Source organism: Paenibacillus tengchongensis (genome assembly GCF_008973665.1).
Lineage (GTDB): Bacteria > Bacillota > Bacilli > Paenibacillales > Paenibacillaceae > Paenibacillus_AQ > Paenibacillus_AQ tengchongensis.
This window is the reverse complement of record NZ_WACP01000025.1, coordinates 1-13,187: the sequence shown is the minus strand read 5'-3', so window position 1 is coordinate 13,187 and position 13,187 is coordinate 1. Positions and strand designations below refer to the sequence as shown.

Below are 13,187 nucleotides of genomic sequence, written 5' to 3'. Positions count from 1 at the left end.
AAGAGATCACTTCTTAATTCTCATGGACGAGGTGCATAAATGGAAATTACATCAATACTAGGTTTAGTCTTTGGTCTGGTCGCAGTCGTCTGGGGGATGATGCTCAAGCACGCGCCGCTCACAAGCCTCAATAACCCGGCCGCCTACGTTATTATCCTGCTCGGTACGGTGGCGTCGGTGCTCATGGCCTTTCCCATGTCGGAAATCAAGAATGTCCCCAAGCTGTTTAAGCTTATTTTTATCAATCAGAAGTTGGTCAGTAAGTCCGAACTCATTACCACCTTCATGGACTGGGCCTCCATCACCCGCCGCGAAGGGCTGCTGGCGCTCGAATCCAAGGTCGACGAAATTCAGGACAATTTCCTGCGCAACGGCATGCGGATGATTATCGACGGCAACGATCAGGAGTTCGTCCGCGATGTGCTGATGGAGGATATCCACGCCACCGAGGATCGGCACAAAGCCGGGGCACTGATCTTCTCACAGGCTGGGATGTATGCTCCGACGCTCGGGGTACTAGGCGCCGTTATCGGTCTGATTGCCGCACTTGGCGATATGAGCAATATGGACAGTCTGGCCCATGCCATCGCCGGTGCCTTCATCGCGACAATTCTCGGTATCTTCACGGGTTACGTAATGTGGCATCCTATGGCGAATAAGCTGAAGCGCGCCTCCAAACGTGAGATTGAGATCCGCCTGATGATGGTGGAGGGCCTGCTCTCGATCCAGTCCGGTGTATCCACCATCGCCATCAACCAGAAGCTGTCTGTATTCCTGACACCGTCTGAACGCGCCAAGCTGAGCGATAAGGAGGCCGGCTCCAGTGAGCAAAAAGACTAGACACGAGGAGCACGAGGAGCATGCCGATGAATCCTGGCTTCTCCCCTACTCTGACTTGATGACGCTGCTGGTAGCCCTCTTCATCGTTCTGTACGGCATGAGCGCCACAGACGCCAAGAAGTTTGAGGAGATGGCCGCAGCCTTTAACTCGGCGCTGAACGGCGGCACCGGCGTGCTGGAGTTCCGCTCCGATGCGCCTACAAGCAGCCAACTGGACCAGGGTAACAAAGATAAGATGAACAGTGTGGTAGATAAGAATACGGGCACCTCGGAAATGGCCAAGCTGAAGCAGAAGGAACAGGAGGATTTGGAGAAGCTGAAAAAGGAGTTTGACTCCTACATCAGCAACAACGGCTTGGCAAATCTCCTTAGCACAAAGCTGAACCAGTCCCAGCTGATGATTACCATCAGCGACAACGCACTATTCGCTTCCGGTGAAGCTACGGTGAAGGATGAATCGCGTCAGCTGGCCAAATCGATCTCGAATATGCTGCAGGAATTTCCGGATTATGATGTCCTGGTACAGGGTCACACGGACAATGTTCCGATCTCCAACAGCAGTTATTCGTCCAACTGGGATCTCAGTGTGGACCGGGCGCTGCATTTCATGAAGATTCTTCTCCTGAATCCCAATCTCAAACCGGAGAAATTCAGTCCGATCGGTTACGGTGAATATCATCCGATCGCTCCTAACGATACCGCCGCAGGCCGGGCCAAGAACCGCCGGGTTGAGGTATCGATTCTGCGGAAATATCAGGATACGGCTCAAGCCGGTGATGCTTCTACGGTAGTTACACCGTGAACTCCCCGATATATATTTATAAATAAAAATAGAGCTGTTTCAGCGGGACGTACGGTCCACTGGAACAGCTCTTTGTTATATGGACAGGCCCCTGCTACAGCAATTCATACTGCAGCATTGCTCCGAGCTCCTGCTTCTCGCTTGCCGTCAGCTCCCGCCACTGCCCTACCTGAAGCGTCCCCAGATGGATGTTCATAATCCGGATGCGCTGCAGCCGCCGCACCTCATAGCCGAAGGCGCTGCACATCTTACGGATTTGCCGGTTCTTGCCCTCGGTAAGAATGATCCGGAAGACCCGCTCCGAAATCCGGGTAATCTCGCAGGGCAGCGTCTTGCCCCCCTCAATCCGTACACCGCTCCCCATTCCCCTCAGAAAGGACTCGGTGACCGGACGGTCAACAGTGACTATATATTCCTTCTCATGCTTGCCCTCGGCCCGCAGGATCCGGTTGACGATGTCTCCGTCACTGGTAAGCAGGATCAGTCCCTCGGAATCCTTATCCAGACGGCCGATTGGAAAAATCCGTTCCGGATGGCCGACAAAATCGACGATATTTCCCTGAATATGACCTTCGGTGGTCGAGGTAATGCCTACAGGCTTATTCAGGGCAATGTAAACCGGCTTGCCCTTGGTTTCCAGCAGCTTTCCGTCGATTCGCACCTCATCCCCTGACTCCGCCTGGCTGCCTAGCACGGCCGGGTTGCCATTAATGGTCACCCTGCCGCTCTCTACCAGCTTATCCGCCTCCCGACGTGAGCAGTATCCTGTTTCGCTGATGAACTTGTTGATTCTCATGATGTATCATCCACTCCGTTTCTAATTAATGACTATACGGCTTCTGTCCCTGCGGCAGAAGGCAGTTTGATCGTCACTTCCGTGCCCTGCTGATATTCGCTCTTGATCTCCAGGCTGCCTTTATGGGCCTCAATAATACGCTGGCTGACCATCAGCCCGAGACCTGTGCCCGTCTCCTTGTTGGTCAAGAACGGCTCGCCGAGCTTGGGCAGCATGTCTTCGGGGATGCCCACTCCCTCGTCGGAGATGACAATGACAGCCGAGCTGTCGTCAATATCCTGAGCCACCTTAATCGTCCCGCCCTCCGGCATCGCTTCAATGGCATTCTTCAAGATATTGATAAAGACCTGCTTCAACTGGTTCTCTTCACAGTGCACTGTGGCCGGAGCCTCGGAATACTGCGCTTCAAATTCAATACCGAACAGATGGGACTGGCTGCTGAGCAGAGAGATGACATCCTGAAGGATATGCCGGACATCCCTTAACTGAAAATGCACAGCCTGCGGCTTGGCCAGTATCAGAAATTCGCTCACAATCATATTAATCCGGTCCAGCTCGGAGAGCATCAAATCCACATGGAGCGGAATCAGCAGCTGCTTCTCCCGCTGCAGCTGCAGGAAGCCGCGCAGCGTAGTCAACGGGTTGCGGATCTCATGAGCCACACCGGCGGCAAGCTGTCCGACCGTGGTCAGCTTCTCGGAGCGCCGCAGCAGCTCCTCAATCCGGTTCCGCTCCGTCATATCCCGGGAGACATGGACGAACGCTTTGGGCTTCCCTTCTTCATCACGGATGATCGAGGTGCTGACGCTGACCTCAATGATCGACCCGTCCCGCTTTAACCGGATCGTCTCCACAGGCGGGAGCACCGCCCCTTCCTTCAGCTCGCGGAGTCTGGCCTCCTCCTGCTTCTGTACTGTCGCCGGCACCAGGTAAGGGGTCTTCTTAAGCGCATCATCGGCGCTCCAGCCATAAAGCTTCTCGAAGGCCTTGTTGGTGCTGGTAATGCGTCCTTCCATGTCAACCGTATGGATGGCATCGGAGGTGCCGTTAATGACAGACTCGAGGTGCTCCTTGACCGCACGGTTCTCTTCCAGAGTCTGATTCAGCCGGTTGGTATGCTGCAGCAGATGGGAAGTCATCGCATTGACACGGTGGGCCAGCTGACCCAATTCATCCCGGTTCTTCACATGCAGGGGAGGTTCAAATATGCCCTTGGCTACATCATTGACCTTAGCGAGAATATCCTGGATCGGCCGTGTAACCACGCCAGCCAGCACATAGCTCAGAATCAGGAAGAGTATGAGCAGAAGCAAAGAGGTAGTAATGTTGTTAATCAGCTCGTCCCTGATTACCGTAGAGATAACTGCGTAGTCCATCACCACGGAAATGACGTAGTCATCGGCCCACGGCTGCTGAATCGGGATAAAGGTCTTTAGCACCCTTTTGCCCAGTGCCTCCGTATCCAGCGTAACCGGCTCCTGACGGGCCTGCGCCGTAATCACTGCCGACTTGTCCTCATCCGGATTACCAAAAATGTAGGTACCGTACTTAACCGGCCGGTTGCGGAGCTTCTCATTGGAAGGATCCGTCCCGTCCGCCTTCATCGTCGGCGAGCCGAACGTCCGCGGATTAATTCCGGTGATCTCCAGCAGCCCCGGATTAACATCCTTGGACTGCTGCACAATTTCATCGGGGTTCATAATCTTCACGTAATCGCTGATGGTCGTGCTGCGGATATAAGGATCTATAATGTAATTGGTTGAAGAATCGTAATAATAACCCCACTTCTCGATGAATTTCGGGTTGGATGTGGAATACTCAAAGGGTCCTGACCAGAAATGGTCCAGGGTCTGACCCTGCTTAACAGATACTCTCTGACCGGCGAACAATTCCAAAAAAGCGACATACCAATACCCCCAGCCTTTGGTGGACAGGCCGAGCTCCTTGGGATCCGACGATTTGGCTACAATAATATCATCATCAGTCTTGACCAGAAGGGAGATATTTGATACGCCCAGCTTGGCCGCTAGATTGCGAAGCTGTTCGTTGCTCACATTCCTGTAATCCGGATCAAGCTCTTGGGAAGCCAGAACAGCAGCCAGATGCAGGTTCTGGGCAATCTGCTGCTGCACATAATTCGAGCTGTAACTGCTCTGTTCGACAGCAACGGCGATTTGTCTGGCCGTCATCTTCATATTGTTTACACTTTCCGTACGCAGATTATTCCGGGTTGTATAAAGGTTAAGTGTAAGATTTAGCGCTAAAATTAAGGATACCGAGCCAAAGATAATAGCCGATAATTTGGTTTTTATGGACAAGCTGGATGTTCACCTCTTAAGCCGCTGGTAAATCCTAGCGGAGTGCTCATCCATATCATACCGTTTGCCCATCCATTTGAAAAGAACTTTCAATTTACCTGTTTGGTTTCGTAATATAGAATATTGAGGGCCGCTAAACGAAAACCTTCAAAAAACGATCCACAATCTACGCACATATACACAAAAGTTATTAAGGGATGTGCACAAATTTGTGCATAACTAGAGGGTTATCCACAGAGTTATACACATCTTGTTAAGAACGAATATTTGTTCGTTGGACAAGGATTTAAGGATAGAGGAGAAGATCAGACTATGAATATCCACAATAACGATTTGACGCCTGAAGAACGGGCTATTCATGAGCACTGGATGCGCGAAGCCATTACCGAAGCCCGGAAAGCTGAGGCGCTCGGAGAGGTGCCGATTGGTGCGGTTATCGTGCACAATGAACAAATCATCGGGCGGGGATACAACCTGCGCGAGACCACGCTGGACTCCACCGCCCATGCAGAAATGGTGGCAATCCGTGAGGCCAGTACAGCACTGGGTTCATGGCGTCTCTTGGATTGCCGGCTATACGTCACCCTGGAGCCGTGCCCGATGTGCGCAGGCGCAATGGTCCAGTCCAGGCTGCCGCTAACCGTATACGGTACAACCGACCCCAAGGCCGGCTGTGCTGGCACGCTGATGAATCTGCTGCAGGAACCGCGCTTTAACCACCGCCCGGAAGTCATTGAAGGCATTCTGCAGGAAGAATGCGCCGGACTGCTAACCGCCTTTTTCCGCAAGCTGCGTCAAAGACCGTCCAAGCTCTAACGAATATACCACCTCATTGAAAAGGAGCACTGCCATGTCATTCAACTACAGCGATACCGCACAAGGTATTTATATCTCGCTTCTGGAGCTGCCGCATGCCGAAGAGCTGCTGCAGCTCCGGTTACGCAACCGGGCAGAGCACCAGCCGTTCGAGCCACTGCGCGAGAGTGACTTTTTCACTCTGAAGAGCCAGCGGCAGCTTATCCGCCAGCGGCTGAACGACGCCGATCAGGACCGGGCCTATATGTTCGGCATTTTTTTGCAGGAGGGTACACTGATCGGACAAGCAACCCTCTCCAATATCGTAAGAGGTGTCGGCCAGTATGCCGATCTCGGCTATTTTATCGATGCCGGGCAGCAGGGCCGTGGACATATGAGTGCAGCAGTCAAGCTGGTGCTCCAGTTTGCCTTCCGCGTCCTTGGGCTGCACAGGGTGCAAGCCTCCATCCTGCAACATAATCACGGCTCCCGCCGCGTACTGGAGAAGAACGGCTTTCAGGCGGAAGGCATCGCCCGGCGTTATATCCGCATTAACGGCGAGTGGCAGGACCACCTCGTATACGCCATTCTGGTTGACGATGTCACCGGATAGATCTATCCATGCAGCAGATCTATTTGTCCGCGAACGCAAAAAAAATCCCGCATCCGTGCGAAGGTTCGCACAGATACGGGATTACTTCCAATTAGTACGTTACTGCTCCGTCAGACATTCCGCCGAACTCATTCTGCAGCTCTTCCAGCGTAATCACGTCATCCCCTTGCGGGATTCCAATCGTAAATGTCTGCTCCTCGTTAATCTTGCTGTATTGATTGCTGGCCGTCAGGGACAGGCCGACGTTCTGGCCTATCTCCGGATCATTCACCTTAATGTCCATTAGAAGATCCTGATATACCGGAAAATCATCCTTATCCAGCGCTGTGTTCAGCTCAAACTGGTTAACGGTCAGATATTTATCCAGATCGGCCAGACCTTTATCGACCTCGGCCCGGGAATCGCTGGACTGAATCTCTTGTTTGGCTTCAGCCAGGTCAGCAGGGTCGATTTGCAGCATATCCTGATACTCTTCCTTGGCCAGAATGTCCAGAATTTTAGGCAGCGCATTGTTTACAAGGATCGTGAGCGCTTCTTTGACATTATCATTGGTTACCTTAAACTGAACGACTTGTTCTGCCTTCACATTCTCCGGCAGTGCAGCATCCTTCGGTTCAATATTGGCAAAATACTTCGACTCGTCATATTCTTCAAACAATGCGTTCAGCACCTCATTGGACAACTGCTGTGTCTTCTGCGTATCCATGGCAGCCGGGTTCCATTCAGTGCCCTCCTGCTCCGCCAGCTCCTTCAGGTCAAATTCAATGAATTTGCCGACGATCGTCTCCGGAAGCGGCAGCATTGGAATCGATGGAACCTTGATGTACATCTTCTCGGCGGTCAGAACCATCGGAATGGTAAAAGACATTGCCAGATCGCCCTTCAGATTAAGCACCATTGTCATTTCTGTCTGCATCGGATCGGCCTGATATACACCGTTTACGGACAGGTCGGCGTTCTGCAGCATGTTAAGCACCATCGATGTATAAGTGTCGTCAGCAGCGGCTTCACCGCTCGGTGCTTCGATCGACAAGTTATTAATCGTCACCTTGCTCTGCATCTCGTAAGAGGTAAGCTCCGTTACCTTGGCTGCTGCAGATTGCAGGGCTTCCTTCGGCGCCTCCTGCTTATTTCCGCATCCGGGCAGAATTACTGCAGCTGTTAGCAGCAAGGCCGCAGCGGATAGCCCCCATTTTTTAATCATTGTTGTTCTCCTCTCCCATGTAAAGAAATTCATCCCTCCCTAATGATAAACCATTATGTAAAAAGGAGAAACATTTCGTTTCTCCCAAATCCGGGCAACCTGCTACCCTTGCGGATTATTATGATCAACATGATTAGCCTGTTTTACTTTTTTAGAGCCCGAAAGCGGCTTGGGTGCCGAGGAATGATGCTCTTTTCGGGGCGCATGGTCAGTTTCGGTGCCGGGAACCGGTACACTTTTCGGTTTACTCATGATCAGCTTCTCCTCCTAGGAATGGGTCAAGGGCTGTAACGCCTGCGCGCATTCATGTATTTGTCTCGTATACTGCTGCGCCAGCGATTGAACGGCTTCAGCGCGTTCATCGGTATGACGCCCATCCTGCTCGACATCCACCAGATTGACGGCAACCTCGCGGCTGTCCACGTACGTGCAGCGAAAATCAAGGGAATAGGCCTGATGCCCGGCGGCATTGAAATGAATCAACAGACTGTTAGGGTCAGCCCCGTCACCCTGTACCTGAAAGCTGTCACCGGTATTCATTAATGCGGGCAGCCGCTCCTGCCATGCTGAGACTAGAGTTTGCTGGTCAAGCTGCAATTGTCGGTTCATAGTTGTGTTGTCACCCTCCTTCTCTAATACATTGCGGAGAAAGAGGTCTTTTTATTCCGTAAAAATCCCCCACATAGTGAAGCTTTAACATAGACGCTAATTCAGGTGCTTTGCGGGAGCCCCGAACCCATCTCCCCCACAAATCCTTTCTGTCTATACAAAAAACCGCCTTCCGGAGAAGACGGTTATCGTAATTTCTTAGAGTATGGCGGAGAGGATGGGATTCGAACCCATGTGGGCTTGCACCCTAACGGTTTTCAAGACCGCCCCGTTATGACCGCTTCGGTACCTCTCCAATAATTCATTTTTTCACATGCACTAAGAATTATAACACACTACTCTTAAAATAAGCAACTGTGCTTATTGGGACACCTTCTGCGTTATGGCCTTCACATTTCCCATATAGGGCTGAAGTGCCTCAGGAATCAGCACCGTGCCGTCTTCCTGCTGGTAATTCTCCAGGATAGCCGCTACAGTGCGGCCCACAGCCAACGCAGACCCGTTCAGGGTGTGCGCAAATTCCGGCTTAGCCTTTGGCTCCTTACGGAAACGGATATTGGCCCGGCGCGCCTGGAAGTCCTCAGTGTTAGAGCAGGAGGAAATCTCACGGTACATGCCGCTTTCCGGCAGCCAGACCTCCAGGTCATAAGTTTTGGCTGCAGTAAAGCCCATATCGCCAGTGCACAGCGAAAGAACACGGTATGGCAGACCCAGCAGCTGCAGTACATGCTCAGCGTCCGCAGTCATCTTCTCCAGCTCTTCATAAGAGGATTCCGGCAATGTAATCTTCACCAGCTCCACCTTGTTGAATTGATGCTGACGGATCAGCCCGCGGGTATCCCGGCCAGCCGATCCGGCTTCAGAACGGAAACACGAGCTGTAGGCCACATGGTACTTCGGCAGGTCTGATGCGCTTAAGATTTCCTCACGGTAATAGTTCGTTACCGGAACTTCAGCTGTCGGAATCAGATAGTATTCGGTATCCCGGAGCTTGAAGAGATCCTCCTCAAACTTCGGAAGCTGTCCAGTGCCATACAGGCTGTCCTTATTGACAATGTAAGGCGGCAGCATTTCTTCGTAACCGTGCTCATCGCTGTGCAAATCCATCATGAAGCTGATTAATGCACGCTCCAGCCGGGCTCCAAGCCCTTTATAGAAGGTAAACCGGGACCCGGTAACCTTGCCGGCAGCTTCAAAGTCCAGAATGTCCAGGCTCTGGGCAAGCTCCCAGTGGGACTTCGGAGTGAAGCTGAAGTTACGGGGCTCTGACCAGCGGCGGACCTCCACATTCTCTTCCTCGGATTTGCCCACCGGCACCGATTCATGGGGAATATTCGGAATGCTCATCGTCAGTTCTTCAATTTGTGTCTCCAGCTCGCGGACTTCATCATCCAGTTCTTTAATCCGGTCCGAGACGGTCCGCATTTCAGCAATCAGATCATCGGCTGGCTCACCGTTCTTCTTCTTCTTGGCCACATCTCCGGAAACGGTATTCCGGCGGTTCTTCAATCCTTCGGTTTCCTGCAGTAATTCGCGGCGGCGCAGGTCCAGCTGCGGAAATCCGGATATCAGATCCAGCGATTTGCCCCGTTTATTCAGAGCATCCTCTACTCTTGCATAGTCACTGCGCAATACTTTGACATCTAGCACAAGTTTCCCTCCTGAAAAACAGCCCAAACTCTTTCAAGGCTGGGCACAGCCTTGAAAGAGCCCGGATGTTCTTGTATGCAGTTCCTCTAACTTTTAATTTTACTTTAAGGCAGTTGTATTCACAACCTGTTTACTTTCATTATGCCCTGCCTTGCGCAGCAAATTTAGAAAAGGTTCTTAATTCCTGAAAAAAGATCACCGAAAAACTCGCCGATGCCCCGCATCAGCAGCTTGAACCAGCCTGCCTTCGGTGCCTCCTCTGCAGTAATCAGATTGACCGTCTGTTCCTGCTTGTTCATGCCTTCCACTTCATACGTGTAGGTTACTTTGCCCACGTTGCTTGCTGCAGCGATTGGAGCGACAAGCGTTGAAGCATCATTCACCGCAACTGCTGTAGTGACCTGCGGATTCGTTGTTCCTTTAGGGACAATAAACGTGACACCGGCATCGGTAACGACCGAGACCTCCTTCTTCTTACCCTTCTCTACAGGCACTGTTTCATTGCCTGGGATTACGGCTTTTGGAGCAGCAACCTGCTTGATCTCGAAGTTGTTAAAGCCATAGTCCAGTACCTTCTTCGTCTCGGTGAAACGGTGTTCTTCGGAATCGGCCCCCATGACTACACTGATCAGCCGCATGCCATCACGTACTGCCGTGCCCGTAAAGCAGTTGCCGGCTTTGGTTGTATGCCCGGTCTTCAACCCGTCGAGTCCTTCATAGGCATAGGCTTTGAAGTTGGGAATGTCTTTATTCGATTCAAGCATCCAGTTGTAGTTAATCATCGGCTTATCGTCGCGTTCACGGAATTTATAGGAAGGGATTGTTGTAAACTCTGTGAAATCAGGGTGGTCAGTTACGATGAACCTGGCCAGGGTAGCTGCATCGCGCGCTGACATGATGGTTTCGCCTTCCGCTTCCGGCTGGTAGGCCTTCGGCATATCAGCCCGATCCAGACCGGTGGAGTTGATGAAGTGTGCCGTTTCCATGCCCATTTTCTTTGCAGTTTCGTTCATTAACTTCACGAATTCCTGCTCGGAGCCGGATACCAGCTCGGCCAGAGCTACCGTGGCATCGTTGGCAGAGCCGACGGCCATTGCTATGTACAATTCTCTAACGGTATGTACATCTCCTTCAGCCAAGTAGATACGCGAGCCGACCTGTTTAGAGGCATTCTCTTTAACGGTGACCTGCTGGTCCCAGGAAATCTGCCCATTGTTGACAGCCTCAGTAACCAGATATTCCGTCATCATCTTGGTCATACTCGCCGGAGGCAAGGCTTCATCCGCGTTAACAGCCATAAGCACTTCACCCGTTGTCGCTTCAATTAATATGGCCGACTTTAAATTCAGCTCCAGTGAGCTGACCGAAGGGATCTTTACTGCGTTCGCAGCCGGAGCTGTGGTTGCTGCACCCGTCTCCGCCGTCGCTGTCGGCTCTACCGCATTGGCGAAAGCCGCACTTCCCGGGGATAATAACATATTTAAAAGCAGACCTACTGTCGCTGTTCTAATTACAAATTGCTTACCGCTATATTTATACTTCAATGAATACTACTCTCCTTTAATCCTTAATCAGTGCTTGTTCTATTCTAACACAGGGGTATCATCAAAAAAAGACAAGCAGGACGAAATTCGTCCTGCTTGCCATAATTTGACCGATTCTTGCCGAATTACAGGGAATAGTTAGGTGCTTCCTTCGTGATCTGCACATCATGCGGATGGCTTTCACGCAGACCCGCGCCCGTAATCCGGATGAAGGAGGTGTCGTTTCGCAGCCCCTCCAGATTCTTCGTGCCGCAGTAGCCCATACCAGAGCGCAGGCCGCCGATCAGCTGATGAACGGTATCCGACAGAGGCCCCTTGAAGGCAACTCTGCCTTCAATCCCTTCCGGAACCAGCTTCTTATCATCATCCTGGAAGTAACGGTCCTTGCTTCCTTGCTTCATAGCGCTCATGCTGCCCATTCCGCGGTATACTTTGAATTTACGTCCTTGGTAGATCTCCGATTCTCCCGGACTTTCTTCCGTTCCGGCGAACAGGCTGCCCATCATTACTGCCGAAGCGCCAGCGGCGATGGCCTTCGTTATCTCACCGGAGTATTTGATCCCGCCGTCGGCGATAATCGGCACTCCATATTCACGTGCAACCGAAGCACAATCATAAATTGCTGTAATTTGCGGTACACCGATACCGGCGATGACGCGTGTCGTACAGATCGAACCCGGTCCGATACCGACTTTGACTACAGATGCTCCCGCCTCGATCAGTTCGCGGGTAGCGTCGCCAGTAGCCACATTCCCGGCAACGATTGTGAGTTCCGGATAACGCTGGCGCAGCTTGCGCACCGCATCAATAATGTTGATGTGGTGTCCATGTGCGGAGTCAAGAACGATCATGTCCACGCCGGCCTTGACCAAGGCATCCGCCCGTTCTTCTGCGTCCTTGGAGACACCAATTGCGGCACCCACGAGCAGCCGTCCTTGAGCATCCTTGGCACCGTTCGGGAACTGAATTGCCTTCTCGATATCTTTAATGGTAATAAGCCCTTTGAGAATATTGTTATCGTCTACCAGAGGCAACTTCTCAATCTTATGGCGCTGCAGTATTCCTTCTGCTTCCTGCAGAGTCGTTCCGACTGGTGCAGTCACCAGGTTATCGCGGGTCATATACTCGCGGATAGGCGAGCTGTAGTCATGGATGAAGCGCATATCCCGGTTGGTGATAATACCTACGAGCTTGCTATTCTCATCCACAATCGGCACACCGGAAATACGGTATTTGCCCATCAGCCGTTCGGCATCGGATACCAGATGGTCAGGAGTAAGGGAGAAAGGATTGGTAATAACACCGCTCTCGGAACGTTTAACACGGTCCACCTCTTCGGCCTGCTGTTCCACGGACATATTCTTGTGAATAATGCCGATGCCTCCTTCACGGGCAATAGCGATGGCCATTGCGGCTTCCGTTACGGTATCCATTCCGGCACTAATCAGCGGAATATTGAGTTTCACCTTGTCGCTCAGTACAGTGGAAAGGTCCACTTCCTTCGGCAGCACCTCTGATTTACGCGGTACCAGCAGTACATCATCAAACGTCAATCCTTCTTTGCCAAACTTATCTTCCCACACCTGGGTCATGCCTCCTCGATTGTTGTATTTAACCGCCCGCAAACTTTATAAATGAAAAAACCCTGGTTAACGTCCGCACCGGATAGACACCGTTTAAGGCAGCACAGCCGTCCAGTTCCTTTATACTTCATAAGGTTTGAGATGCATGTCCAAAAATATATTATTGCAATCTTAGCAAAGGGCTTTTGGCCTGTCAAGAATATTACATCCTCACAGCAGGTATTCAGAAAACAGTCACAGGGTAAGCGAATTCTTGGACGAATGTCCATAAGGCACGGACAACTTTGCAACCTCAAAGAAGCATATGATTATGGTGCCCTTAAAATCCAGAAACAACAAAAAACCACTGTTGACTAATCAACAGTGGTCTTCAGTGCTTGGCGGCGTCCTACTCTCCCAGGACCCTTCGGTCCAAGTACCATCGGCGCTGGAG

12 protein-coding genes and 1 tRNA gene are annotated in these 13,187 nt (G+C 51.7%); 4 read left to right on the top strand and 9 right to left on the bottom strand.

Annotated elements, in window-relative coordinates; all coding sequences use genetic code 11:
* Positions 1–39: 39 nt before the first annotated feature.
* Together motA and motB are read left to right on the top strand one after the other, a co-directional pair.
* Positions 40–840 carry a flagellar motor stator protein MotA gene (gene motA / locus F1381_RS27375; RefSeq protein ID WP_150275759.1) on the top strand — a complete coding sequence of 267 codons (801 nt, stop codon included), beginning with the start codon at positions 40–42 and terminating at the stop codon, positions 838–840.
* Positions 824–1,642, top strand: a complete 819-nt coding sequence (motB, locus tag F1381_RS27370) for a flagellar motor protein MotB (protein ID WP_151737982.1) — start codon at positions 824–826, stop codon at positions 1,640–1,642. The genes motA and motB overlap by 17 nt, the downstream gene beginning before the upstream one ends.
* 94 nt (positions 1,643–1,736) lie before the next feature.
* Here motB and F1381_RS27365 read toward each other — a convergent pair whose 3' ends face one another.
* Complete coding sequence (locus tag F1381_RS27365) at positions 1,737–2,438, bottom strand: pseudouridine synthase (protein WP_151737981.1); 702 nt, start codon at positions 2,436–2,438, stop codon at positions 1,737–1,739.
* Positions 2,439–2,470: 32 nt separating this feature from the next.
* Positions 2,471–4,627 carry an ATP-binding protein gene (locus F1381_RS27360; protein ID WP_343043471.1) on the bottom strand — a complete coding sequence of 719 codons (2,157 nt, stop codon included), beginning with the start codon at positions 4,625–4,627 and terminating at the stop codon, positions 2,471–2,473.
* Between the two features lie 441 nt (positions 4,628–5,068).
* Here F1381_RS27360 and tadA point away from each other — a divergent pair, with 441 nt between their 5' ends.
* On the top strand, positions 5,069–5,572 hold the full coding sequence (tadA, locus tag F1381_RS27355) for a tRNA adenosine(34) deaminase TadA (protein ID WP_151737979.1): 504 nt from the start codon (positions 5,069–5,071) through the stop codon (positions 5,570–5,572).
* A 34-nt stretch (positions 5,573–5,606) separates the two neighbouring features.
* Positions 5,607–6,164 carry a GNAT family N-acetyltransferase gene (locus F1381_RS27350; RefSeq protein WP_151737978.1) on the top strand — a complete coding sequence of 186 codons (558 nt, stop codon included), beginning with the start codon at positions 5,607–5,609 and terminating at the stop codon, positions 6,162–6,164.
* A gap of 91 nt (positions 6,165–6,255) precedes the next feature.
* Here F1381_RS27350 and F1381_RS27345 read toward each other — a convergent pair whose 3' ends face one another.
* The 7 genes from F1381_RS27345 to guaB all read right to left on the bottom strand — a co-directional run bounded on the left by F1381_RS27345 (position 6,256) and on the right by guaB (position 12,754).
* The gene (locus F1381_RS27345) at positions 6,256–7,368 is read right to left on the bottom strand and encodes a hypothetical protein (protein WP_151737977.1); all 1,113 of its coding nucleotides are present in this window, start codon (positions 7,366–7,368) and stop codon (positions 6,256–6,258) included.
* A gap of 102 nt (positions 7,369–7,470) precedes the next feature.
* The gene (locus tag F1381_RS27340) at positions 7,471–7,620 is read right to left on the bottom strand and encodes a small acid-soluble spore protein P (protein ID WP_151737976.1); all 150 of its coding nucleotides are present in this window, start codon (positions 7,618–7,620) and stop codon (positions 7,471–7,473) included.
* Positions 7,621–7,635: 15 nt separating this feature from the next.
* Entirely contained in the window at positions 7,636–7,977 is a 342-nt protein-coding gene (locus F1381_RS27335; RefSeq protein ID WP_151737975.1) for a hypothetical protein, read from the bottom strand.
* 206 nt (positions 7,978–8,183) lie between these two features.
* Positions 8,184–8,272, bottom strand: a tRNA-Ser gene (locus F1381_RS27330).
* 65 nt (positions 8,273–8,337) lie between these two features.
* Complete coding sequence (gene serS / locus F1381_RS27325) at positions 8,338–9,627, bottom strand: serine--tRNA ligase (RefSeq protein WP_151737974.1); 1,290 nt, start codon at positions 9,625–9,627, stop codon at positions 8,338–8,340.
* Positions 9,628–9,791: 164 nt separating this feature from the next.
* Complete coding sequence (locus F1381_RS27320) at positions 9,792–11,105, bottom strand: D-alanyl-D-alanine carboxypeptidase family protein (RefSeq protein WP_151738013.1); 1,314 nt, start codon at positions 11,103–11,105, stop codon at positions 9,792–9,794.
* Positions 11,106–11,296: 191 nt separating this feature from the next.
* Positions 11,297–12,754: an IMP dehydrogenase gene (guaB, locus tag F1381_RS27315; RefSeq protein ID WP_151737973.1), complete on the bottom strand. Its 1,458-nt coding sequence runs from the start codon at positions 12,752–12,754 to the stop codon at positions 11,297–11,299.
* Positions 12,755–13,187 lie beyond the last annotated feature (433 nt).